Annotated in this window: 19 protein-coding genes; 12 read left to right on the top strand and 7 right to left on the bottom strand. The window is 58.6% G+C overall.

Translation table 11 applies throughout. The features are described from left to right. Positions 1-14: 14 nt before the first annotated feature. Positions 15-605, bottom strand: coding sequence for an amino acid synthesis family protein (locus L8H52_RS06325; protein ID WP_242206102.1), 591 nt, complete (start codon positions 603-605; stop codon positions 15-17). Between the two features lie 462 nt (positions 606-1,067). Between L8H52_RS06325 and L8H52_RS06320 the strand changes: the two genes are divergently transcribed. Both L8H52_RS06320 and L8H52_RS06315 read left to right on the top strand, forming a co-directional pair. Further along, entirely contained in the window at positions 1,068-2,111 is a 1,044-nt protein-coding gene (locus tag L8H52_RS06320) for a YCF48-related protein (RefSeq protein ID WP_242206101.1), read from the top strand. Beyond that, positions 2,108-4,492: an RND family transporter gene (locus L8H52_RS06315; RefSeq protein WP_093437794.1), complete on the top strand. Its 2,385-nt coding sequence runs from the start codon at positions 2,108-2,110 to the stop codon at positions 4,490-4,492. The genes L8H52_RS06320 and L8H52_RS06315 overlap by 4 nt, the downstream gene beginning before the upstream one ends. Before the next feature lie 411 nt (positions 4,493-4,903). On the opposite strand, the gene L8H52_RS06310 is transcribed toward L8H52_RS06315, so the two are convergent. Together L8H52_RS06310 and L8H52_RS06305 are read right to left on the bottom strand one after the other, a co-directional pair. Then, positions 4,904-5,623 carry a FadR/GntR family transcriptional regulator gene (locus L8H52_RS06310; protein WP_242206099.1) on the bottom strand — a complete coding sequence of 240 codons (720 nt, stop codon included), beginning with the start codon at positions 5,621-5,623 and terminating at the stop codon, positions 4,904-4,906. 199 nt (positions 5,624-5,822) lie between these two features. Next, positions 5,823-7,559, bottom strand: coding sequence for an IlvD/Edd family dehydratase (locus L8H52_RS06305; protein ID WP_242206097.1), 1,737 nt, complete (start codon positions 7,557-7,559; stop codon positions 5,823-5,825). A 193-nt stretch (positions 7,560-7,752) separates the two neighbouring features. On the opposite strand from L8H52_RS06305, the gene L8H52_RS06300 reads away from it, so the two are divergent. The 5 genes from L8H52_RS06300 (at position 7,753) to L8H52_RS06280 (ending at position 13,457) form a co-directional block, all read left to right on the top strand. Then, positions 7,753-9,075 carry an MFS transporter gene (locus tag L8H52_RS06300; protein ID WP_008088041.1) on the top strand — a complete coding sequence of 441 codons (1,323 nt, stop codon included), beginning with the start codon at positions 7,753-7,755 and terminating at the stop codon, positions 9,073-9,075. A 146-nt stretch (positions 9,076-9,221) separates the two neighbouring features. After that, positions 9,222-10,214 carry an AraD1 family protein gene (gene araD1 / locus L8H52_RS06295; RefSeq protein ID WP_242206095.1) on the top strand — a complete coding sequence of 331 codons (993 nt, stop codon included), beginning with the start codon at positions 9,222-9,224 and terminating at the stop codon, positions 10,212-10,214. Positions 10,215-10,223: 9 nt separating this feature from the next. Beyond that, entirely contained in the window at positions 10,224-11,804 is a 1,581-nt protein-coding gene (locus tag L8H52_RS06290; protein WP_242206093.1) for an aldehyde dehydrogenase (NADP(+)), read from the top strand. 179 nt (positions 11,805-11,983) lie between these two features. Continuing rightward, on the top strand, positions 11,984-12,295 hold the full coding sequence (locus L8H52_RS06285) for a DUF5629 family protein (RefSeq protein ID WP_242206091.1): 312 nt from the start codon (positions 11,984-11,986) through the stop codon (positions 12,293-12,295). After that, positions 12,282-13,457 (top strand): lactonase family protein, encoded by a 1,176-nt coding sequence (locus L8H52_RS06280; RefSeq protein ID WP_242206089.1) that lies wholly within the window; start codon positions 12,282-12,284, stop codon positions 13,455-13,457. Before L8H52_RS06285 ends, L8H52_RS06280 begins: the two co-directional genes overlap by 14 nt. Positions 13,458-13,553: 96 nt before the next feature. On the opposite strand, the gene L8H52_RS06275 is transcribed toward L8H52_RS06280, so the two are convergent. Beyond that, positions 13,554-14,222 (bottom strand): glutathione S-transferase, encoded by a 669-nt coding sequence (locus tag L8H52_RS06275; protein WP_102356529.1) that lies wholly within the window; start codon positions 14,220-14,222, stop codon positions 13,554-13,556. A gap of 565 nt (positions 14,223-14,787) precedes the next feature. Between L8H52_RS06275 and L8H52_RS06265 the strand changes: the two genes are divergently transcribed. From L8H52_RS06265 to L8H52_RS06245, 5 genes are all read left to right on the top strand, one after another. Beyond that, on the top strand, positions 14,788-15,828 hold the full coding sequence (locus L8H52_RS06265; protein ID WP_242206085.1) for an iron-containing redox enzyme family protein: 1,041 nt from the start codon (positions 14,788-14,790) through the stop codon (positions 15,826-15,828). 11 nt (positions 15,829-15,839) lie between these two features. Further along, positions 15,840-16,121, top strand: coding sequence for a 2OG-Fe dioxygenase family protein (locus tag L8H52_RS06260; RefSeq protein ID WP_242206082.1), 282 nt, complete (start codon positions 15,840-15,842; stop codon positions 16,119-16,121). Between the two features lie 506 nt (positions 16,122-16,627). After that, positions 16,628-16,807, top strand: a complete 180-nt coding sequence (locus L8H52_RS06255; protein WP_242206079.1) for a hypothetical protein — start codon at positions 16,628-16,630, stop codon at positions 16,805-16,807. 348 nt (positions 16,808-17,155) lie between these two features. Beyond that, complete coding sequence (locus tag L8H52_RS06250; RefSeq protein ID WP_242206077.1) at positions 17,156-17,368, top strand: hypothetical protein; 213 nt, start codon at positions 17,156-17,158, stop codon at positions 17,366-17,368. After that, positions 17,365-17,622 carry a hypothetical protein gene (locus tag L8H52_RS06245; RefSeq protein WP_242206075.1) on the top strand — a complete coding sequence of 86 codons (258 nt, stop codon included), beginning with the start codon at positions 17,365-17,367 and terminating at the stop codon, positions 17,620-17,622. The genes L8H52_RS06250 and L8H52_RS06245 overlap by 4 nt, the downstream gene beginning before the upstream one ends. A 138-nt stretch (positions 17,623-17,760) precedes the next feature. On the opposite strand, the gene L8H52_RS06240 is transcribed toward L8H52_RS06245, so the two are convergent. The 3 genes from L8H52_RS06240 to L8H52_RS06230 are packed head-to-tail and all read right to left on the bottom strand — an operon-like array spanning position 17,761 to position 23,224. After that, complete coding sequence (locus tag L8H52_RS06240) at positions 17,761-18,345, bottom strand: glutathione S-transferase (RefSeq protein WP_242206073.1); 585 nt, start codon at positions 18,343-18,345, stop codon at positions 17,761-17,763. Further along, a complete protein-coding gene (locus tag L8H52_RS06235; protein WP_242206071.1) occupies positions 18,342-21,983 on the bottom strand; it encodes an SbcC/MukB-like Walker B domain-containing protein in 3,642 nt (1,213 codons plus the stop codon). Before L8H52_RS06235 ends, L8H52_RS06240 begins: the two co-directional genes overlap by 4 nt. Then, positions 21,980-23,224 (bottom strand): exonuclease SbcCD subunit D C-terminal domain-containing protein, encoded by a 1,245-nt coding sequence (locus L8H52_RS06230; protein ID WP_242206069.1) that lies wholly within the window; start codon positions 23,222-23,224, stop codon positions 21,980-21,982. Before L8H52_RS06230 ends, L8H52_RS06235 begins: the two co-directional genes overlap by 4 nt. Between the last annotated feature and the right edge of the window lie 81 nt (positions 23,225-23,305).

Here is a 23,305-nt window from a genome sequence, read left to right as displayed (position 1 = left end):
CCTTTTTATTGTGATTACTGGGCTTTTTCGGCGGCCAGTTCTTCCAGATCGATGTAGCGGTTACCGATGCGCGGGTGCAGGCGGCCACCGTCGGCGCAACCCAGCACGACGACGATTTCGTCGGCACGCGGTGCGTCTTCGATCTGCATTTCCAGAGTGATGTAGTGCGAACGCTGACCTTCGTCGTCCTTGTGCATCATCGGGATCTGGATCGATGTGCCCGGGCCGCCGCGTTTGTTGGTGAAGCTCAGGTAGCTCTTGGCGTTGACCGCTTCGCGGTAGTGGTTGCCGAAGCGCAGGGTGTGGATCACGGCGGAGGCGTGTTCGATCTCGCCATCGGCACCGACCACGGCGGCTTTGCCGTAAGCCTCGATTTTTTCCGCACCGCCGATGATGCCGACCAGGCGCTCGACCATCAGTGTACCGAGGTCTGAGCAGTTGGCGCGGATCTGCGGCTTGAGGTCTTCGACGAAACCGTTGCCCACCCAAGGGTTTTTCATCACCACGGCCAGGCCGACCATGGTCACTGGCTTGTCAGTGGCCTTGCCGCCTTCAATGAAGGTTTCTTCGACATAGCTGACGATCTTGCGAATTTCGAAACTCATGAGCTGCTCCGTTGGGGGATTGAGAGTGTCTGTGCGTCTGATGGTATACCATAATACCGATCGTGCAAGTCCCCCTCGCAAGAATTGCGTCATACATCCGGCGAATGGCGCTGCATTCACTGACAACCACAAATTCCAAGACCACCTCTAACCCCTGTGGGAGCGAGCCTGCTCGCGAAAGCGGTGGGTCAGCCAATAAATAGAGTGACTGTTACCTCGCATTCGCGAGCAAGCTCGCTCCCACAGGGGAATTTCTTCGTAACAGAAGGCCGCTTTCGGTTAACAAAAGATAACGTGGCGCCGATTGTCAGACGTTTCTAAAGCCCGATAGGATGAGCCAGCTTCCGAAGTGGCTCTGGATTGCGGGTTTCAGGACTATGCTCCTGAGCAGCCATCAACGGAGCACACTTGCGGCGCCCTTGAAGGCCAGATGGCCTAACAATAATAAATAGGGGAAGGTCTATGAGTCGTTGCCGCCCGCCGGCGTTACGCAACACCGCGTTGCTGGCCACAGCACTCTCTCTGCTGGGCTTTGCCACGTTATCGGCACCGGTGATGGCCGCCGAGCCGCCTGCCGACGTGGTCTATGCCACCGAATCCGCCAAAGCCGCGAAAAGCCTTATTCTCGATGTTGTCCACGCCGGCAAACGGTTGGTGGCGGTCGGGGATCGCGGGCACATTCTCTATTCCGATGACCAGGGCAAAACCTGGACCCAGGCCAAGGTGCCGAGCCGGCAACTGCTGACCGCTGTGTACTTTGTCGACGACCAGCACGGCTGGGCGGTCGGGCACGACGCGCAAATCCTCGCCAGCACAGACGGCGGTCTGACCTGGAGCAAACAATTCGAAGACCTCAAACGTGAATCGCCGCTGCTCGATGTCTGGTTCAAGGACGTCAACAGCGGCCTCGCCGTGGGCGCTTACGGTGCACTGCTGGAAACCACCGATGGCGGTAAAAACTGGCAAGACGTCAGCGACCGCCTCGACAACGAAGACCAGTTCCACCTCAACGCCATCGCGGCGGTGAAGGACGCCGGGCTGTTTATCGTCGGCGAGTCGGGCAGCATGTTTCGCTCCGCCGACTGGGGCCAGACCTGGGAAAAACTCGAAGGCCCGTACGAAGGCTCGCTGTTCGGCGTGATCGGCACCGCGCAACCGCAAACTCTGCTGGCCTACGGCTTGCGCGGCAACCTTTATCGCTCCACGGATTTCGGCAGCACCTGGGAACAGGTCGAGCTGAAAGCAGCGCGCGGATCGCTGGAATTCGGCTTGTCCGGCGCGACCCTGCTCGAAGATGGCTCGATCGTGATCGTCGGCAACGGCGGTTCGGTGATCAGCAGCAGCGACAATGGCGAAACCTTCAGTGTGTTCAACCGTCCAGACCGCATCTCGCTGTCATCGGTCACCGCTGCCGGCGACGGCAACCTGATTCTGAGTGGGCAGGGTGGCGTTCACACCACGCTGCCAAACGGTGCCGAGATCAATAACAAGAAGGCGGGGCTATGACTTCCTTGATCACTCCTCAGCAGGACAAGGCGACGTTTCTTGAGCGCCTGATTTTCAACAACCGCCCGGCAGTGATCCTGATCTGTCTGGTGGTGAGCATTTTCCTGTTCTGGCAGGCGACGCTGATCCGGCCGTCGACCAGTTTCGAAAAAATGATCCCGCTCAAGCATCCGTTCATCGAGAAGATGATGGAGCACCGCAACGATCTGGCGAACCTGGGCAACACCGTGCGCATTTCGGTGGAAGCCAAGGACGGCGACATCTTCTCCAAGGAGTACATGGAGACCCTGCGGCAGATCAACGACGAGGTGTTCTACATCTCCGGCGTTGATCGCTCCGGCCTGAAGTCGCTGTGGAGCCCGAGCGTACGCTGGACCGAAGTGACCGAAGAGGGTTTTGCCGGCGGTGAAGTGATCCCGCAGAGCTACAACGGCTCGCAGGACAGCCTCGATCTGCTGCGCAACAACGTACTCAAGTCCGGTCAGGTCGGGCGTCTGGTGGCCAACGACTTCAAGTCGAGCATCGTCGATATCCCGCTGCTGGAGTCCTACCCGGACCCGGAAGACCAGGGCAAGTTGCTGGCGCTGGACTATCGCAAGTTCTCCCATGAACTCGAAGACAAGATCCGCAACAAGTTCGAAGCGCAGAACCCCAACGTCAAGATCCACATCGTCGGTTTCGCCAAGAAAGTCGGCGATTTGATCGATGGTCTGGTGATGGTCGTGCTGTTCTTCGGCATCGCCTTCGTCATTACCCTGATTTTGCTGTTGTGGTTCACCAACTGCGTACGCAGCACCATCGCTGTATTGAGTACGACGCTGGTGGCGGTGGTCTGGCAACTCGGCTTGATGCACTTCTTCGGTTTCGGGCTCGATCCGTATTCGATGCTGGTGCCGTTCCTGATCTTCGCCATCGGTATCTCCCACGGCGTGCAGAAGATCAACGGTATCGCCCTGCAATCCAGCGAGGCCGACAACGCGCTGACCGCCGCGCGGCGTACGTTTCGGCAACTGTTCCTGCCGGGGATGATCGCGATTCTCGCGGATGCGGTGGGTTTCATCACCCTGCTGATCATCGACATCGGAGTGATCCGTGAACTGGCCATCGGCGCGTCGATCGGCGTGGCGGTGATCGTGTTCACCAACCTGATTTTGCTGCCGGTCGCCATCTCCTATGTCGGCATCAGTAAACGCGCGATTGCCAGGAGCAAGAAGGACGCCAACCGCGAACATCCGTTCTGGCGCCTGCTGTCGAACTTCGCCAACCCGAAAGTCGCCCGCGTCTCGGTGGTGCTGGCGCTGATCGCCTTCGGTGGCGGTCTCTGGTACAGCCAGAACCTGAAAATCGGTGACCTTGACCAAGGCGCGCCGGAACTGCGTCCGGATTCGCGCTACAACAAGGACAACAACTTCATCATCAACAACTACTCGACCAGTTCCGACGTGCTGGTGGTGATGGTCAAGACCAAGGCTGAAGGCTGCTCGCGCTACGAAGCGATGGCACCGATCGACGAGTTGATGTGGAAGATGCAGAACACCGAGGGCGTGCAGTCGGCGATCTCGCTGGTGACCGTGTCCAAGCAGATGATCAAGGGCATGAACGAGGGCAACCTGAAATGGGAAACCCTGTCGCGCAACCCGGACGTGCTGAACAACTCGATTGCCCGCGCCGACGGTCTGTACAACAACAGTTGCTCGCTGGCGCCGGTGCTGGTGTTCCTCAACGATCACAAGGCCGAAACCCTCGATCGTGCAGTGCACGCGGTGCAGGAATTCGCCAAGGACAACAACAAGGACGGTCTGGAATTCATCCTCGCCGCCGGTAACGCCGGGATCGAAGCGGCCACCAACGAAGTCATCAAACAGGCTGAGCTGACCATCCTGATTCTGGTGTACATCTGCGTGGCGGTGATGTGCATGATCACCTTCCGTTCGTGGGCGGCGACCTTGTGCATCGTCCTGCCGCTGGTACTGACCTCGGTACTCGGCAACGCGCTGATGGCGTTCATGGGCATCGGCGTGAAGGTGGCGACCTTGCCGGTGGTGGCGCTGGGTGTGGGGATTGGTGTCGACTACGGCATCTACATCTACAGCCGTCTGGAGAGTTTCCTGCGGGCCGGGCTGCCGTTGCAGGAAGCTTATTACCAGACGCTGAAATCCACCGGTAAAGCGGTGCTGTTTACCGGTCTGTGCCTGGCGATTGGCGTGTGCACGTGGATCTTCTCGGCGATCAAGTTCCAGGCCGACATGGGTTTGATGCTGACCTTCATGCTGCTATGGAACATGTTCGGCGCGCTGTGGCTGTTGCCGGCACTGGCGAAGTTCCTGATCAAGCCAGAGAAACTGGCGGGGCAGAAGGGCAATTCGCTGTTTGCGCATTGATCTGAAGGGCTGAAACGAAAAAGCCGCACCTTGAGGGTTGCGGCTTTTTTTGTGTTTTAAGATCAAGAGCCCCTCACCCTAACCCTCTCCCGGAGGGAGAGGGGACTGACTGGGGGAGATTGGCGATTTACACCGACGTGAACGATTTGCTGTGAATCCATAATCGACTCGGTTTTTCAGGTCGACGTATGACGAAGCACAACTCGGTCGGTCCCCTCTACCTCTGGAGGGAGAGGGGACTGACTGGGGGAGATTGGCGATTTACACCGACGTGAACGATTTGCTGTGAATCCATAATCGACTCGGTTTTTCAGGTCGATGTATGACGAAGCACAACTCGGTCGGTCCCCTCTACCTCTGGGCGGTCCGACGTTTCGGGAGGGCTAGGGTGAGGGCAGAAGATCTCAAACGTTAAGAGAGTTCAGCGCCGAGCACAACGCTGAGCGCACTACGCGCATCATCCAGCTGCACCAACGTCGCATGCCGAGCACCCAGCGCATCGCGATTTTCGATCGCCGTCAAAATCGCCTTATGCCTCGGCAACGCCAATTCATGCAGATTCGGCCGCTGATTCGAATGCTTCAACGCCTCGGCAATCGCCACCGACAACATATTGCACAGGTTCGCCAGCAAATCATTGTGCGTCGCATCGGCAATCCGGCTATGGAAGTCCAGATCCGGCTGCAACAACGCTTCCGGCGTCGGCGCCGCTTCCATGCGCTGGTACGCCTCACCAATCGCGGCAATATCCGCCTCGGTCGCATGCTGAGCGGCGAGGGCGGCGGCGGCCGGCTCGATGATGCTGCGCACACTGGTCAGCACATTGAAGAATTCATTCTGCGGGCTGCTTTGCATCAGCCAGTGCAGCACGTCGGGGTCGAGCATGTGCCATTCGCGGCGGGCTTTGACAACGGTACCGACGCGTGGTCTGGAATACACCAACCCCTTGGCCACCAACACCCGCGTGGCTTCGCGCAATACCGGCCGACTGACCGCGTATTCCTCGCAGAGCAAGGCTTCGGCGGGCAGTTTGTCGTCGGGCAAAAAGCGTCCGGAGACGATCTGCATGCCCAGTTCCTGGACGATGCGCGAGTGCATGCTTTTACGGTCGGAAGGTTTGCGGTAATCCATGGGGAGCGGGGCAATCCTGAGCGATGGAGATGCCGCGCATCATAGCAGGCACGGCACAATCTTGAGGCAGGCAATGATCGTTCCCACGCTCTGCGTGGGAATGCAGCCCGGGACGCTCTGCGTCCCATTTCAGAGCTGGCACGCGGAGCGTCCCTAGAGGCATTCCCACGCAGAGCGTAGGAACGATCAGTGGAGAAGGTTAATGGGAGTGGCGCGGCACATCAGCCCCTCGGCAACCAACGAGGAAGTCAAAGTCACAGCCCTGATCCGCCTGCAGCACATGGTCGATGTACAACTGGCGATAGCCGCCCACCAACAACTGCTGCGGTGGCTGCAGATCGGCCATGCGCGCCGCGAGTTCGGCGTCCGGAATATCCAGGTGCAAACGCCCGGTGGCGCAATCCAGTTCGATCCAGTCGCCTTCCTGCACCGTCGCCAAAGGCCCGCCGGCCGCCGCTTCCGGCGCCACGTGCAAGACCACCGTGCCGTACGCCGTGCCGCTCATTCGCGCATCGGAGATGCGCACCATGTCGGTCACGCCTTGCGCCAGCAACTTGGCCGGCAAGCCCATGTTGCCGACTTCAGCCATGCCCGGATAACCCTTCGGCCCGCAGTTCTTCATCACCAGAATCGAATCCTTGTCGACATCCAGCTCCGGATCGTTGATCCGCGCCTTGTACATGTCGAAGTTCTCGAACACCACCGCACGGCCGCGATGCTGCATCAGTTCCGGGGTCGCGGCGGACGGCTTGAGCACGGCACCGAGCGGCGCCAGATTGCCGCGCAACACGCAGATGCCACCGTCGGCGCGGATCGGATTGTCGAGGGTACGGATCACTTCGTCCTCGCCATAGATCGGTGCGTCCTTGGTGTTCTCGCCGATGGACTTGCTGTTGACGGTCAGTGCATTCGGATGAGGAATCAGATTGGCTTCACCGAGACGACGCAGCACCGCTGGCAAACCACCGGCGTAATAGAACTCTTCCATCAGGAAACGTCCGGACGGTTGCAGATCGACAATGGTCGGCATGCCGCGACCGATGCGCGTCCAGTCGTCCAGATCCAGTTCGACGCCGATGCGCCCGGCGATGGCTTTCAAGTGAATCACCGCGTTGGTCGAACCACCGATGGCGGCGTTCACGCGGATAGCGTTTTCGAAGGCTTCTTTGGTCAGAATCTTCGATAGCTTCAAATCTTCGCGCACCATCTCCACCGCACGCATGCCGGACATGTGCGCCAGCACATAACGCCGCGCATCTACCGCCGGAATCGCCGCGTTGTGCGGCAGCGAAGTGCCGAGTGCTTCAGCCATGCAGGCCATGGTCGATGCGGTGCCCATGGTGTTGCAGGTGCCCGCCGAACGCGACATACCACCCTCGGCCGCGAGGAAATCGTCGATGGTGATGGTGCCAGCCTTGACCTGCTCGCTGAGCTGCCAGACCACCGTGCCCGAGCCGATGTCCTTGCCCTTGTGCTTGCCGTTGAGCATCGGCCCGCCGGTGACGACGATGGCCGGTACATCGCAACTGGCCGCGCCCATCAGCAGCGCCGGGGTGGTTTTGTCGCAACCGGTCAGCAGCACCACGCCGTCGATCGGGTTGCCGCGAATCGCTTCTTCAACGTCCATGCTCGCCAGGTTGCGGGTGAGCATGGCGGTCGGGCGCAGGTTCGATTCGCCGTTGGAGAACACCGGGAATTCCACTGGAAAGCCACCGGCCTCGATCACCCCACGTTTGACGTGCTCCGCGATCTGGCGGAAGTGCGCGTTGCACGGGGTCAGTTCCGACCAGGTGTTACAGATGCCGATGATCGGCTTACCGTGAAACTGGTGGTCGGCGATGCCCTGATTCTTCATCCAGCTGCGGTACATGAAGCCGTTCTTGTCGGCCGTGCCAAACCATTGGGCGGAGCGCAGGGTGGGTTTCTTATCAGACATGATCGATTCTCTTATTGTATGACTATAGTGTTCCAGCTACGGCTTAATCTAAGCGCAAAATCCTAGGTTTGGAAGTGTTGTTGGTGAATTAGTAATACTATATAGTCGTTTTCGACGGAGGGATGGCCCTGACGGTTTTCCGTGAGAGGCGTCCCCCGAGGTTCTATAAAAACAACAATCGGAGACCGATCTCATGAGCCAGGAACTGCGGCTGATACGGCGCATCACGCTGAAACTGATTCCTTTCCTGATCCTGCTGTACCTGATCGCCTATGTGGATCGCTCCGCTGTCGGCTTCGCCAAGCTGCACATGGGCGCCGACATTGGCATTGGCGATGCGGCTTACGGCCTCGGCGCCGGGCTGTTCTTCATTGGTTACTTCCTCCTCGAAATTCCCAGCAACCTGATGCTCGAACGTTTCGGCGCACGACGCTGGTTCGCGCGAATCATGATCACCTGGGGCGCGATCACCATCGGCATGGCCTTCGTTCAGGGCCCGCACAGTTTCTACGTGATGCGCTTTCTGCTCGGCGCGGCCGAGGCGGGGTTCTTCCCCGGCGTTCTCTACTACATCACCCAGTGGTTCCCGGTGCGCCATCGCGGCAAGATCCTCGGGCTGTTCATTCTTTCCCAGCCGATCGCGATGATGATCACGGGTCCTGTGTCCGGCGGTTTGCTCGGCATGGACGGCGTCCTTGGCCTGCATGGCTGGCAGTGGCTGTTCATTGTCATCGGCACCCCGGCGATCCTGCTCACCTGGCCGGTCTTGCGCTGGTTGCCGGACGGTCCGCAGCAAGTGAAATGGATGGATCAGGCCGAGAAAGACTGGCTGACCGGCGAGCTGAAAAAGGATCTGCAGGAATACGGCCAGACACGCCACGGCAACCCGCTGCATGCGCTGAAAGACAAACGCGTGTTGCTGCTGGCGCTGTTTTATCTGCCGGTGACGTTGAGCATTTATGGCTTGGGTTTGTGGCTGCCGACGCTGATCAAACAGTTTGGTGGCAGCGATCTGGTCACCGGTTTCGTCTCGTCGGTGCCGTACATTTTCGGGATCATCGGTTTGCTGATCGTGCCGCGCAGTTCTGACCGTTTGAATGATCGTTACGGGCACCTCGCCGTGCTTTATGTGCTGGGCGCAATTGGCTTGTTCATGAGCGCTTGGCTGTCGTTGCCGGTGGCGCAACTGGCGGCGCTGTGTCTGGTGGCGTTTGCGCTGTTTTCCTGCACAGCGGTGTTCTGGACCTTGCCGGGGCGGTTCTTTGCTGGCGCGAGCGCGGCGGCGGGGATTGCGCTGATTAATTCGGTGGGGAATCTGGGCGGGTACATCGGGCCGTTTGTGATCGGGGCGTTGAAGGAATACACCGGCAATCTGGCGTCAGGGCTGTACTTCCTCTCGGGGGTGATGGTGTTTGGCTTGATTCTGACCGGCATCGTCTACCGTGTGCTGGAACGCAAACACGTGCTGCCGGTTGACCAATTTGCCGCCAGCGCCCGAGGCGCCACCCGAACCTGACTGACCACCACTGACCCATGTGGGAGCGAGCCTGCTCGCGAAGAGGCCGGTACATTCAACATTTGAGGTGACTGACACACCGCTTTCGCGAGCAGGCTCGCTCCCACAGTGGGTCGGCGGTGTTTTTGAGGGAATAGGAGAAAATCATGCATCTGGTTCAATTCGAATTAAGCAACCGCGAACGCCGCGTCGGCGTGGTCGACAACGGTCTGGTGCGCGAAGTCCAGGACGCCCGCACTGTGCGCGATCTGGCGCTCGCCGCCATCGAAGCCGGCAACACCCTCGAGCAGCAAGTGCAAACCCTCGGCCTCGGCATCAGCCACGACTACGCCGAGTTGCTGTCGCAACTGCGCATCCTGCCGCCCCTTGACCATCCGGACCCGGCGCACATGTTGATCAGCGGCACCGGCCTGACCCACCTGGGCAGCGCCTCGGCGCGGGACAAAATGCACCAGCAGGCCGGCGACGAAGCGACGATGACCGACACCATGCGCATCTTCAAATGGGGCGTGGAGGGCGGCAAACCGGCGGCGGGGCAGGCCGGTGTGCAGCCGGAATGGTTCTACAAGGGCAACGGCAGCATTGTCGTGCGTCCGGGCCAACCGTTCCCGGTGCCGCCGTTTGCGGAGGATGCCGGTGAGGAACCGGAGATGGCCGGCCTCTACATCATCGGCAACGACGGCAAGCCCTATCGCCTGGGCTTCGCAGTCGGCAACGAGTTCTCCGACCACGTCATGGAACGCAAGAATTACCTGTACCTGGCGCACTCGAAATTGCGCAGTTGCAGTTATGGTCCGGAACTTCGCACCGGTGAACTGCCTCAACATCTGGCAGGCACCAGTCGCATCCTGCGTGAAGGCGAAGTGCTTTGGCAGAACGAGTTTCTCAGCGGCGAGGCGAACATGTGCCATAGCCTCGCCAACCTCGAATACCACCACTTCAAGTACAGCCAGTTCCTCCGTCCGGGCGACGTACACATTCACTTCTTCGGCACCGCGACCCTGTCGTTCGCCGATGGCATTCGCACGCAGCCGGGCGACGTTTTCGAGATCAGCCAGGCCGAATTTGGCGCGCCGCTGGTCAATGGCATCGTTCCGGTTCCAGCCGCTTTTGCGCCGGACAGCATCGGCACCCTTTAAGGAGATCCCATGACTCAGATTCTCGGTCACAACTACATTGGCGGTCAGCGCAGCGCCGCTGGCTCCGTCAAACTGCAATCCGTCGACGCCACGACGGGCGAACAGCTGCCGCACGATTTCATCCAGGCCACGGCTGAAGAAGTCGACGCCGCCGCTAAAGCCGCCGCTGCCGCGTTTCCTGCTTATCGCAGCCTCAGCGCCGAACGCCGCGCGCAGTTTCTCGATGCGATCGCCGATGAACTGGATGCGCTCGGTGATGATTTCGTCGCCGTGGTCTGCCGCGAAACGGCGTTGCCGGCCGGACGCATTCAAGGTGAGCGCGGGCGTACCAGCGGCCAGATGCGCCTGTTCGCCAAAGTGCTGCGCCGTGGCGATTTCTACGGTGCGCGGATTGATCTGCCACTGCCGGATCGTCAGCCTTTGCCACGTCCGGATCTGCGCCAATACCGCATTGGTCTTGGCCCGGTGGCGGTGTTCGGCGCCAGCAACTTTCCGTTGGCATTTTCCACCGCTGGCGGCGACACCGCTTCGGCGCTGGCTGCCGGTTGCCCGGTGGTGTTCAAGGCCCACAGTGGTCACATGGCCACGGCTGAACTGGTCGCTGATGCACTGATCCGCGCCGCTGAAAAAACCGCCATGCCGGCGGGCGTGTTCAATATGATCTACGGCGGTGGCGTCGGTGAGTGGCTGGTCAAGCATCCGGCGATTCAGGCCGTGGGTTTCACCGGTTCGCTCAAGGGCGGTCGGGCACTGTGCGACATGGCAGCTGCGCGGCCGCAACCGATCCCGGTGTTTGCCGAGATGTCGAGCATCAACCCGGTGATCATCCTGCCGCAGGCACTTGCCGAGCGTTCGGAAACCGTCGCCCGCGACCTGACCGCTTCGGTGGTCCAAGGCTGCGGTCAGTTCTGTACCAATCCGGGGCTGGTGATCGGTATTCGCTCTCCGCAGTTCAGCGCGTTCGTGCAGCAAGTCGCCGGTTTGATCGGCGATCAACCGGCACAAACCATGCTCAACGCCGGCACCCTCGGCAGCTACGGCAAAGGCTTGCAGAAACTGTTGGCGCATTCCGGCATTGAGCATCTGGCCGGTAATCCGCAGCAGGGCAATCAGGCGCAGCCGCAATTGTTCAAGGCTGATGCCAGCCTGTTGATCAATGGCGATGAAGTGCTGCAGGAAGAAGTGTTCGGCCCGACCACGGTGATTGTCGAAGTGGCGGACAAAGCACAACTCAGCGCTGCGCTGCATGGTCTGCACGGGCAACTCACCGCGACGATCATTGGCGAGCTGGCGGACTTCGAGCGTTTCCCTGAATTGACGCCACTTCTTGAACAGAAGGTCGGGCGGATCCTGCTCAACGGCTATCCGACCGGTGTCGAAGTGTGTGATTCGATGGTGCACGGCGGCCCATACCCGGCAACGTCTGATGCTCGTGGCACCTCAGTCGGTACGCTGGCCATCGACCGTTTCCTGCGCCCGGTGTGCTTCCAGAACTACCCGGATAGCTTGCTGCCGGAGCCACTGAAAAACGCCAACCCGCTGCGCATCCAGCGCCTCGTCGACGGCAAACCCTCACGCGACGCGTTGTAACTGACAGCCAATATCCCTTGTGGGAGCGAGCTTGCTCGCGAATGCATTCTTTCAGTCAATTATTCATTGCCTGACACAGCGCTTTCGCGAGCAAGCTCGCTCCCACAGGGTGAGTGCCAAGGCCTCAGGTTAACAATGAGCTATCATTGCCGGTTTCCCCCCTGAAAGACTTTACTGCCATGACTGCCCAAACCCTTCTCGACGTCCTCGAACACTGCGATATGGTCGAAATCGACGGCTTGCACGCCTTCGAATTTGCCCTCGACGAAGACGACAACCTGCACATCGAATGCATCGATGGCCGATTGGCCAAGCATTGGGAGTTCACGCCGGCGCAGGTTGCAGCAGCAACGTTTGATGACTCCCTGCAGAGCTGGCTGATCGTCGGCTATTTCAATGAAACCAAAGCGATCGGCGAACACCGCCTGGTTTGTCATGGTGATGTAGTCAGCAGCAGCGACGATGAGGATGACACTGATGAACATGCGTAAATTCTGGCCGCTGCTGATGGCTGGCAGCGTCGGCGCCATGGGCCTGTCCACGGCATCGGCAGAAAGCTTCCAGTTGCTGGTCGGCTCCTACACCGCCAACACCAGCCAGGGCCTCTATCGAATGAACTTCGACAGCGCCACTGGCCAGATCGCCGCCAAACCGCTGCAAGTGGTCAAGAGCGAAAACCCGTCGTGGCTGACCCTGTCCAAAGACCAGCATCGTCTGTTTGTGGTCAATGAAAACGGCCCGGGCCAGAAAGACCCGGTCGGCCGCGTCAGCAGCTATTCGATCAATCCGAAAACCCACGCCTTGACTCTGATCAATCAGGTCCAGAGCCTGGGCAACGAACCGACCCATTCGAGCCTCAGCGGTGACGCCAGCCACTTGTTCGTCAGCAACTATTCGGTGGTGGAAGATCCGGGTGGAACGCTGGCGGTATTGCCGGTCGCTGCAGACGGCAAGCTCAAACCTGTCGTGCAGATGAGCGCGCACCCGGCGAGCCGGGTCAATCCGGAGCGTCAGGTCTCCAACCACGTGCACTCGACGGTTTCCTCGCCGGACGGACGCTATGTGTTCTCCAATGACTTGGGCGCGGACAAGGTGTTCATTTACCATTTCGACCCGAAAGCCAACCCGGAGCTGCCGTTGACCCCAGCGAAAACCGCTTCGGTCGCCATGCCCGCTGGCAGCGGCCCGCGCCATCTGCTGTTCAGCGCTGATGGCAAACACGCCTGGCTGACCATGGAAATGAGCGCGCAGGTCGCGGTGTTCGACTATAACGACGGCGTGCTGACCCAGACGCAGCTGGTCGATCTGGCTGCCGGCCAGCCGACTTCGGACAAGGCCGGTGCGGCGCTACACGCCTCGGCGGATGGCAAGTTCCTCTACGTCAGCAACCGTGGCACTGCCAATCAGTTGGTGGTGTTTGCGATTGATCCGGCGAGCGGCCAGCTCAAAGAGCTGCAAAAACGCTCGGTGGAAGGTGATCACCCACGCGAGTTCAGCCTCGACCCAAGTGGCAAATTCCTGCTGATTGCCAACCAGAAGAGCAACGAAATTGTCGTCGTCGAGCGCGATGGCAAGACCGGTCTGCTCGGCAAAACCGTGCAAAAACTGCCGATGGATGCGCCGAGCGATCTGAAATTTCTGCTCGGCAAGTAATCGCTCGCGCCAAGATTGTAGACACAGCAAAACGGGCATCAACTGATGGGTTGATGCCCGTTTTTATTGCACGTGAAATACCGCAGAAGCTGACTACTAATCGAATAACTTCAAATCAATGCCCTCTGTCGCCAAGGCACGTTGCACCGCAGGTCGCTCGATCACCGATTGCACGAGGCGATGCCAGGCGGGAAACGACTTATTCATATCCAGATCAATCCACTTACCCCAGATCCAGAAAACCAACAACACCGGGTGGACAACGTTATATCCACGTAATACCGATGGGCCCTGTGCCTCGACAATGTGCTGCTCGATAAACCTGTAGTTATCCATGACATTGCGCCGGCCCTTTTCGACAATGGCGGGGAATAGATTTTCATCGTCAACAAACCGCTGTGGTCGCCAGACCTGACCATAAGAAAGACTGTGCACTGTTCCGGATAACCAGTTCAGCCATTCGAGGCAACGGCCCAACTCCCCAGGCGTGCCGGGAATAAAACGCCCGGTTTTTTCTTCAAGCGCAAGATAGGCAAGGATGGCGGGTAACTCCGTCAACACCCCGGCTTCTTCCCCAATCGGACTGTCCAGACAAAGCAGGGCAGGGACTCGTCCCTTCGGATTAATGCTCAGGTACTCGGGTGTTTGGGTACCAATGCCCTTCAGGGCCGAGCGCAATTCAAGTTTGAACGGCTGTGCCAATTCTTCAAGAAGGATATGGGCGGCCAGTGAACAGGCGCCCGGCGAGTAATAAAGAAGGTACATACAGGCCTCGGGTAAACGTCGTTGTTTTTAATGGAAATCCCTATCGCGGCCGAGTCTATCACTGTTCCAGAGGTGCGGGTAAGGCGCCGCGATAGTTGCAGAAAACGTTGAAGGCACGAACAAGAATTTTATGCACCTGTAGTTTCCTACAGTGTACATAAAGTTGAAATAACGACTAAATGGCTGCGCTTTCCGGAGATCTTGGCAATTGCCGGATTTTCCAGGTTGGCGTGATTCGAAGATGAACGACGAAGGAACGTCCAGATGCCATACGTAGTTGGGAAAGAGTGTCTCTCGTGCAAATCTACAGTCTGTGTAGATGTCTGTCCTGTCGACGCATTTCGCGATGCCGACTACCAACTGGTCATTTGTCCGGATACCTGCATCGAATGCGGTGTATGTGAGCCTGAGTGTCCTGTCGACGCAATAATCAATCCCGAAGAGTACTCGGGTGAAAACCAAGACGTGATAACCCTGAATTCAGAGTTGTCGAAAACGTCGCCGGTGATTTTTAAATCAGTCACTGCACAGTAACTACGGAAAACAACTTATAAGGATGTTCAAAATGAAGGTGGAAGGGTTGAACCTGCTTGAATGGTTTGTTGCGATGGAACGCAACCCTGATGAATGGAACTTCGTTAACGAAGATTTCGATATTCGCAGGAACGTTAATCAGTTGGCTCGATTGCTGGTGCACGACGCCTATGTCAATAAAAACCAGGATGCGCTCGCCACGTTGCATGAGTGCCTGGCGATCATTTATCGAAACGAGTTCGAGTGCACCCGTATTGAACAAGTCAATGCGGACCGTCGACCGATTGTCAGCGACGTTCAGTCGGTGCTGGAGGGCGCCATGCTCCAGTATGAAATGCAAGGTCTGTCGGATGCCGACGTCAGCGGTTTTCCGGCCAATGGCAAGGAATATGTCAAATGGCTGAAAAAACTGGTGTCAAAGAGCCCATCGAGTGTGCATCCGTTTTACACGCACTTTCTCAGTGAGGAAGCAACAGCGACGGACGTTAAGTACTACTTGATTCAAGAGACCAATCTTGATCCGAAGTTCGACGATATTCTGGCGTTTATGCAGATCGGTTTGCCGGTTGGGCAAAAGCTCGAACTGGCGAAGAATTACTTCGATGAAATGGGTAATGGCGTCGAGGCCGACGTACATTCCAGAATGTTTGCACAGACACTGAGGGCTGCGGGTGTGGACGATTCCGATATGTCCAGCGCGATGCTGCTGCAATCGATCGTTTCCGGCAACGTCAGTTCCTGCCTCGCATTGTCTCGTCGGCATTACTTCAAAGCGGTTGGCTATTTCGGTGTGACTGAATATCTGGCACCACGCCGATTCAAGCATGTGATCAAGGCTTGGGAGCGAAACAACATGCCCGCGCACGGGATTGAATATCACAAGCTCCATGTCTACATCGACACGGAACATGCCAATGGCTGGTTTAACAATGTGGTTGTGCCGTTGGTGGATCACGACCCGCGTATCGGTCGCGAAATCGCCATTGGCGCACTTATTCGCATCAACTCTTCCGCGCGCTATCTGGACGAACTGAGTGTTCGTCTGGGCAGCAACGCAACGACACCGGCTTAAGGAGTGAGTCGATGCCTTTCAATCAGGATGGCTTCAGTATTGTCGATCTTGGGGTAATACCCGCCGATGTAATCGACAGTTTTTCACGCTTGGCACTCGATCAATACATGGGGGGTGGCAACCGCTACCGGCGCTTTTCCCAGTACAAGATGATTTCCAGCGCCACGGGCTGGAACTTTGAATTGCTGGCCCATCGTCCGTACATGACGTTTTCCAAATACAACCCTGTTGCAGGCGGAATCCAGCGGTTTTATGCCCGTTGCAACGCCGGGTCGGAATCTACAAAGTTATGAGTTTCATAATGTTCGTTCCAGCGGGGGTCGTAGTTGTTTTTCGAAAATGATCTTGGAGCGGTGATGGGAAGGGCGTATCTGAAGTGATAGTTGATGTAGTCGAAGCCTAAAAGGCGTGATTTTTTTTTAGTACTTCAAAAGCCAGTTCAATGTTCCTGTTTTTTACAGCATCCATTAGCTCAAAGTTACACTCGCACATTCAAACGTCCTGTTATTCTGGCCAGAAAAAAGCGCCGGAATTATACTGATATAATTTTGTCGGTATAAAGATGTTTTATGTCGCATTTATGAATTTATTTTCATGAATATAGATTTACGCACCATATTGGTGCATTCGTGGAATTTTCACGGTTCCCGTCTCGTGATCCCAGGCGTGCGCGGTGCGTTATCAATCCCGTTGATAACTGCTACTGCTACAAAGCATTTCAAGCGAGCAACCCTGAGCGTTAAGTTTGCTTCACGGCCCACCCGGGCAAGCAAGCCAACCGAACACGAGGAATACCGCCATGAACTTCAATCTCTTCTCTGTCATCGCCGCTTCCGCCATCTCTGCCGCCGTGGTACTGCCAGCCGGCGCCAACGTTGAAATCACCAGCAAAAAATCCCACACCCAGAGCTACACCCAGAAATACCTGCAACAGAGCGCCAACTTCTACGCCGCCCTGGATCACAAAGCCCAACACTGAAAGTCTGCACACAACGACCTTGCAGGCGCTGCCGAAGGCTGCAGTCTTGATCTTGCCCTTGGGATCGTTCCCACGCTCCGCGTGGGAACGCAGCCCGTGACGCTCCGTGTCACTGGACGCAGAGCGTCCCAAGAGGCATTCCCACGCTGAGCATGGGAACGATCAGATCGCAGCCTTCGACAGCGCCTACACGTGTGTTTTTCGCAAACCGATAGGTTTCTTCAAACGCGCAAATAGACTGGCTAAATAATCAACGAAGCTGATGTTTACTATGGAAAACCCTGAGTGGTTGCCACGGCTTTTTTGATCGATTCTGTGGGCATCGAAACATGCCCACGGGAGAACACCATGGCCAGCGCAATCATTCATTCAGCCAAACGCGGCGCCTACCTGGCCATTGGTCTTTACCTGGCCGTGGTGCTGGTCGTCAGCATTGCCTCGCAAATGGAACACAGCTTCGACGCACCGATTCAAGTCGCCCATCCCGGCATCCAGTTCGAAGTCCGCTCACAAAGCGTGATGGTCGACCGGGCTGAACTCGCGGGAGTCGGCGGAGCATGAAAGGCTACAGACTCTGGGTAGTCGCCGGTTTGGCGTTTTTCACCAACGGCGCTTCATTATTGGGTATCGGCCAAGGCTCGGTGGGAGCGTTGGCCCGGGCCATAGAGGCCAATCACAGCATCGCGCACAACATCGAACGGGCGAATACGCTGGGGTTGATGGCCGGCAATCCACCGGTGAAAGTCTCGGCCGATTTTCTCGGCCCGTTCGAAGTGGATTGCATGGCACTCGGCATGTGCAATGCGCTGGCTTGACCCTGAGTTACTTGATCGTTCCCACGCTCCGCGTGGGAATGCAGCCCCGGACGCTCCGCGTCCGATTGGAACGCAGAGCGTTCCTTGAGGCATTCCCACGCAGAGCGTGGGAACGATTATCAAGCGGGGGGATAAGGTTTACTTCTTCATGATGGTGGTGAAGAGCTCGGATTCGAGGAAGCGCTGCAACCAGGCTTGTAAGCGAACATAAGGCGTCTGCGCAAACCACTCGCGATCCACATGGGCAAACTGCCGAACGAAGGGCAGCAGGGCGATATCCGCTAGGCTCGGATGATCGGCCAGAAGATAATCGCGATCGTTGAGCAGCACTTCCAGCCGCTGCAAATACACCGCGCCTTCAGCCCGATAAACCTCCATCGGCTGCTCGGGATAACGCTCGGCATACTTGTAGCGATTCAACTGCACCTTGAACCCCTGATCATTCGCCTCGATCAATTCAGCAATCCGCGAGTCGCCAGCAAGCAACCAACCCTGCGGATCATTCTGCGCCAACGCCCAGCGCATGATCTCCAGACTCTCATCAATCACCCGCCCACCCGCATCCAGCACCGGCACCGTGCCCTTGGGCGAGATTGCCAGCATCTCGGCCGGTTTGGCCTTGAGGCTGACTTCAACGATCTCTACCGGTACGCCCGAATAACGCAACGCCATCCGCGCCCGCATTGCGTAAGGGCAGCGGCGGAAGGAATACAGCGTGTTCATTTCACCTCCAGCGTGCTCAAACCGTTGCCTTGGCGCTGCACCTGAATCTGCACCGGAATCCGTTCGTGCATTTCCTGCACGTGGGAAATCACCGCGACCTTGCGGCCCTGCGCCTGCAAACCATCGAGTGCATCCATCGCCAGTTGCAGCGACTCCGGATCGAGGCTGCCGAAGCCTTCGTCGATAAACAGCGATTCGATTTTCAGCGTACTCGACGCCATCGATGCCAGGCCCAGCGCCAGGGCCAGCGACACCAGGAACGTCTCGCCACCAGACAACGAATGCACCGAGCGCAGTTCGTCACCCATTTCCGTGTCCATCACCAGCAGACCAAGCATGCTGCCGCCGCGCTTGAGGCGATAGCGTTTGACCAGTTGGCGCAGTTGCACGTTGGCGTGATGCACCAACAAGTCGAGGTTGTAGGCCTGAGCGATCTTGCGGAAAGTGTCTCCGGTGGCCGAGCCGATCAAGGCACTCAGTCGCGCCCAGCGTTGATACTCGGCGTAGGCCTCGGCGATCTGCTGCGCCAGCGCCTGATTGGCGTTTTGCCGGCGCTGATCTTCGACCTGTTCGGCGCGCAATTCGGCGCACTGCTGTTCGCTGACGGTGAACTGGTTCTGCACATCTGTGAGGGCGCTGGCCAGTTGTTCGGCATCAAGATTGCCGTTGTGCTGCGCCTGATGATCGAGCAGACGCTGGTCACGCTCCTGCAACAAAACCTTGGCCTGTTCGATGGCTTTTTCATTGAGCTGCAAGCGCTGGCGCAATTGCGCGACTTGCTCATCATCGACTCGCAGCAGGTCTTCGAGGCCGCCGTCATCCAGCTCCGGATGACGAGCGCGCCAGTCGGCAATCTTGCTCGCCAGATCCTTTTCCTCGCTGTCCAGCGCCTGCAAACGCTGTTGCTGCGCCTTGAGTTCAGCGGCGATCTGCACAATCTGCGTGCGTACGTTTTGCAGATCCTGAGCCGTGCCGGTTTCCGCCGCGCGCGCTTGTTCCACAGCCTGTTCCAGTTGCTGCTGCCAGTGCTCGGCGCTGCGGTGGTCGCCAAGCAATTGCGCAAGTTTCTGCTGGCAGAGTTGCTGCTGTTCGGCCAACGCATTGAACTGTTGCTCAGCCGTTTGCGCTTGCTGGAGGCGGGTCTGCTGTCGGTCCTGCTCTTTCTCCAGCGTTTGCTGACGCTGTTGCTGCTCGGTCAGTTCTTCCTTCTGCTGCTCGAGTTGCGCCAGACGCTCGGCGATCTGTCGGTCGAGTTGCATGAAGGTCGCCGCCGGCTCGCGACGCAAGGCCTCAAGGGTCTCGGCCGGCAGCACATTGCCGAACGCCGTGAGTTCTTCGTCGAGGCGCTGACGGTCGCTGCTCAATTCGCGTTGCTGATTATTGAGGTTCTGCGCGGCCTGCTGATGTGCGGTTTCGGCCTGACGCAATTGCTGGGTCAGACGCGCGGCATCCTGTTGCAGGGTGAGCAGGGCGCTCTGGCGTTGCTCGTCCTGAGTAATGCTCTGGTTCAGTTGCTCGTTTTGCCGCGCGAGCCAGCCATCGCGCTTGTCGGTGTCCTGATTGAACAACTGCGCGGACAGCGGATGCGCGTCGAGGCTGGGCGCCAACGCTTGCTGTTGGGTGGCCAACTGTTCCTGCTGTTGCAGCAGTTCTTTCTGCTGAGCAATGACGCCACCGACTTCGGCACGCAGCTCGATGAGCTTTTCCTTGAGCTGATCGACCACCTGCTGAGCATTGGCCTGCTCGCTTTCATCATGCCGACCGAGGCTTTGCAGCAGCGCTTCGGGCTGATGATACGGATGCTCGTTGCTGCCACAGACCGGGCACGGCTGATCGTCCTGCAACTGCGCGCGCAATTCTTCGACACTGGCACTGCGCGCCAGCCGCTGGCGTTCAAGCAGCTCGCGGGTGACGTTTAGGGTTTGTTCGGCGATGGTCAGTTCGGCTTTGCTTTTCACCCCGTCCTGGGTCAGGCGCTCGCGTTCCTGCTGGGCGTTGAGTTGACGCTGTTGCAACTCGGCGTTGCGTTTGTCCAGATCCTGTTGCGTGGCCCACAGGCGCGACAGATCCTCGAACAGCCGCAGTTGTTTACGGTTGTCCTGCAGCAGCGTGCCAAGGATGCCGATCTGCTCGGCGACCGCATCCGGTTCGGCGCCAGCTTCTTTGAACAGCACTTCTAGTTGCTGCTTCTGCGTGGTCAGTTCTGCGGCGCTGCGCGTGGCATTTTCTTCGAGGCTCGCCAGCTCGGTCTGGCCCTTGTTCAAGCGATTGCCGATCAGCATCAACTGTTGCAGGCGATCGCGATAGGCATTCCACGCGTCGCTCAACGGCGCCAGATGAGCGCTTTGTTCCAGTTCGGCGGCGATGCGCTGCAGGCGCTCGCCGACCTGGGTCTGTTTTTCCAGCAAGGCTTGAATGGCGTTCTGGCCCTCGGTACAAGCCTGCTGCGCATTGGCTTTGGCTTCAGCGCACGCGGTGACTTCTTTGGCCAGGCGGGCGAGGGTGCTTTGTTCTTCGAAGGCCTGACGCAATAGCGGCGCGTTTTCCGACTGGCGCTGCTGCGCTTCGCTCAGGGCGACTTTTGCCGCTTCGAGATTCTGTTCCAGTTGCGTCTGACGCTCGGTCAGCTCGCTGTGTTGCTGCGTGTGCGCAGCAATCTGTGCAGCCAACGGCGCCAACAGCGCATCGAGTTCGGTTTTACGCGCGAACTGGTGCCGCTGCGGGCCGAGCTGCTCCAGTCGCGTCAGTTTCACCCGTTCGCCGGCCAGACTTTCCGATTGCTGTTGAGCGCTGTGCAGTTGCTCGGTGGCGGCTTGCTGCGCGTCCTGCAATACACGCAAATCCTTGAGCCAGCCGTGCTGTTGCTCAAGCTGTTTGAGCTGCGCCTGTTGCAGTTTCAGCTGTTGTTGCGCAGCGTTGAAGCGCTCGTCCAGTTCGGCTCGGGCTTCGGGCGCCAGCGGCGTGACGCCAGTCGCTTGATCCTGCAACAGCTTGTGCGCCTCGCGGGCTTCTTTGGTCTTGTCGAAGGCGCGGCGGCCGAGGCGGGTGTACAGCGCGGTGTCGGTGAGTTTTTCCAGCAGTTCGCTGCGGTCGTTGTCGTCCGCTTTGAGGAATGCGCTGAACTCGCTCTGCGCCAGCAACACGGCGCGGGTGAACTGTTCGAAGTTCAGGCCGAGTGCGGCTTCCAGCTGAGTTTTGTATTCGCCTTTCTGGCTGGCGAGCAGTTGATCCTGATCGATATCGCGCAGGCTCTGACGGCTGGCTTGCAGCTTGCCGCCGGCCTTCTCGCGTGCGCGGTTGGCTTCCCAGCGTGCCCGATAGCGACGGCCATCGACACCGACGAAATCCACTTCGGCATAACCTTCGCCGGTGCCGCGTCGCAGCAGGGTGCGCGGGTCGCCGGTGGCGATTTCGCCGTCAGCGTCCGGGACTTTGGCGTCACGCCCGGTGTTGTTCAGGCGCGGCACCGCGCCAAACAACGCCAGGCACAATGCATCGAGCAGGGTGCTTTTACCGGCGCCGGTCGGGCCGGTGATTGCAAACAGACCAGCGCTGGCCAAAGGCTCAGCGGTGAAATCGATCTCGAACGGGCCGGCCAGCGAGGCGAGGTTCTTCAAGCGAATGGCGAGAATCTTCATGGCTGCTCGCCCTCCAGTTGCACGTCTTGCAAAAGTTCGCCGAAGTCCTGCAACGTCTGCTCATCGACCTCACTGCCGTAGTTGTCGAGCCAGGCGCGGCTGAACAGTTCCTGCGGAGTGAGCTGGTCGAGTTCGATCAGTGCTGTGCCGTCTTCGACCCCGTCAGCGCCACGGTTGCCGGCGTATTCAGCAGCGATACGCACCAAGCGCACGGCTTTGCCTTGCAGGGCGCTTTCGACTTGATGGCGCAGATCCGGCTGCGGCTCGTCGAGGGTTACGCGCACTTCGAGCCACGGCTGACGCTGGGTTTCGGCGAGCAGATCGATATTCGGCAGATCGGCCAGTTGCAGCAGGATCTCCGCCAGCGGTGCCGGGCCGATGCGTTGCAGATTGACCGAGCGCGGGACCAGTTTCGGCTCGACGCTGACCAGGGTTTCGCCATCTAGGCTGATATCGAGAATCTGGTGCTGATAACCAATCTCCGAGAACGACAACGGAATCGGCGAGCCGCTATAACGAATGCGCTCCTCACCATTGACCTTCTGCGGCTTGTGCAAATGCCCGAGGGCGACATAGCTGATGCTCGGCCCGAACAGACTGGCGGGCAGGGCTTCGGCGTTGCCGATGATCAGGCTGCGTTCGGAGTCTTCCGACACCGAACCGCCAGCCATGTGCGCGTGGCTGATGGCGATCAGCGCCTGACCGGGTTGGCGCTTGGCGTTGGCCGCTTCGATCAGCCATTCATGCACCTGACCGATGCCGCGCAGATAGTTGTCGCCCAGATGCGCGCCAGTCACTTCCGCCGGGCGCAGGAACGGCAGCGCCAGGCACCACGCGGCAATTTCGCCTTGGGCATTTGGCAGTGGCAACAGCAAGCGTTCGGCATCCAGTTGCCCGTCATCCAGCCATAGCACCCGCCCCAGCGCATGCGTGCGCAAACGGCGCATCAGCGGCGCGGGCAATTCGATCCGTGAACCGGAATCGTGGTTGCCAGCGATCATCACGATGGTCAGCAACGGCTGCTGTTCGTGGGCGCTGACGATGAAATCGTAGAGGCGTTCCTGGGCTTTGACCGGCGGATTGACCGTGTCGAAGATGTCCCCGGCTATCAGCAGCACATCCGGCTGCGCCAGTTGCAGTTGGCGCAGCAGCCATTCGAGGAAGCACGCATGCTCGAAATCGCGCTCCTGGCCGTGCAGGTTTTGCCCAAGGTGCCAGTCGGAGGTGTGAAACAGACGCAAGGTGGACTCCGCAACATTTAAAGAGGTGATGGCCGCAGGTGAAATGAGGGCGGCGAAAGAGGGGAGAGTTTACAGATTATT

Source organism: Pseudomonas sp. CROZ-RG-20F-R04-15 (genome assembly GCF_022662375.1).
GTDB lineage: Bacteria > Pseudomonadota > Gammaproteobacteria > Pseudomonadales > Pseudomonadaceae > Aquipseudomonas.
The sequence above is the reverse complement of the archived record's forward strand: the minus strand, read 5'-3'. Positions and strand labels throughout refer to the sequence as shown.

What these genes read in the sequence shown, in the direction of transcription:
- L8H52_RS06325 (WP_242206102.1), bottom strand. Translation starts at nt 605, where the DNA reads ATGAGTTTCGAAATTCGCAAGATCGTCAGCTATGTCGAAGAAACCTTC.
- L8H52_RS06320 (WP_242206101.1), top strand. Translation starts at nt 1,068, where the DNA reads ATGAGTCGTTGCCGCCCGCCGGCGTTACGCAACACCGCGTTGCTGGCC.
- L8H52_RS06315 (WP_093437794.1), top strand. Translation starts at nt 2,108, where the DNA reads ATGACTTCCTTGATCACTCCTCAGCAGGACAAGGCGACGTTTCTTGAG.
- L8H52_RS06310 (WP_242206099.1), bottom strand. Translation starts at nt 5,623, where the DNA reads ATGGATTACCGCAAACCTTCCGACCGTAAAAGCATGCACTCGCGCATC.
- L8H52_RS06305 (WP_242206097.1), bottom strand. Translation starts at nt 7,559, where the DNA reads ATGTCTGATAAGAAACCCACCCTGCGCTCCGCCCAATGGTTTGGCACG.
- L8H52_RS06300 (WP_008088041.1), top strand. Translation starts at nt 7,753, where the DNA reads ATGAGCCAGGAACTGCGGCTGATACGGCGCATCACGCTGAAACTGATT.
- araD1 (WP_242206095.1), top strand. Translation starts at nt 9,222, where the DNA reads ATGCATCTGGTTCAATTCGAATTAAGCAACCGCGAACGCCGCGTCGGC.
- L8H52_RS06290 (WP_242206093.1), top strand. Translation starts at nt 10,224, where the DNA reads ATGACTCAGATTCTCGGTCACAACTACATTGGCGGTCAGCGCAGCGCC.
- L8H52_RS06285 (WP_242206091.1), top strand. Translation starts at nt 11,984, where the DNA reads ATGACTGCCCAAACCCTTCTCGACGTCCTCGAACACTGCGATATGGTC.
- L8H52_RS06280 (WP_242206089.1), top strand. Translation starts at nt 12,282, where the DNA reads ATGAACATGCGTAAATTCTGGCCGCTGCTGATGGCTGGCAGCGTCGGC.
- L8H52_RS06275 (WP_102356529.1), bottom strand. Translation starts at nt 14,222, where the DNA reads ATGTACCTTCTTTATTACTCGCCGGGCGCCTGTTCACTGGCCGCCCAT.
- L8H52_RS06265 (WP_242206085.1), top strand. Translation starts at nt 14,788, where the DNA reads ATGAAGGTGGAAGGGTTGAACCTGCTTGAATGGTTTGTTGCGATGGAA.
- L8H52_RS06260 (WP_242206082.1), top strand. Translation starts at nt 15,840, where the DNA reads ATGCCTTTCAATCAGGATGGCTTCAGTATTGTCGATCTTGGGGTAATA.
- L8H52_RS06255 (WP_242206079.1), top strand. Translation starts at nt 16,628, where the DNA reads ATGAACTTCAATCTCTTCTCTGTCATCGCCGCTTCCGCCATCTCTGCC.
- L8H52_RS06250 (WP_242206077.1), top strand. Translation starts at nt 17,156, where the DNA reads ATGGCCAGCGCAATCATTCATTCAGCCAAACGCGGCGCCTACCTGGCC.
- L8H52_RS06245 (WP_242206075.1), top strand. Translation starts at nt 17,365, where the DNA reads ATGAAAGGCTACAGACTCTGGGTAGTCGCCGGTTTGGCGTTTTTCACC.
- L8H52_RS06240 (WP_242206073.1), bottom strand. Translation starts at nt 18,345, where the DNA reads ATGAACACGCTGTATTCCTTCCGCCGCTGCCCTTACGCAATGCGGGCG.
- L8H52_RS06235 (WP_242206071.1), bottom strand. Translation starts at nt 21,983, where the DNA reads ATGAAGATTCTCGCCATTCGCTTGAAGAACCTCGCCTCGCTGGCCGGC.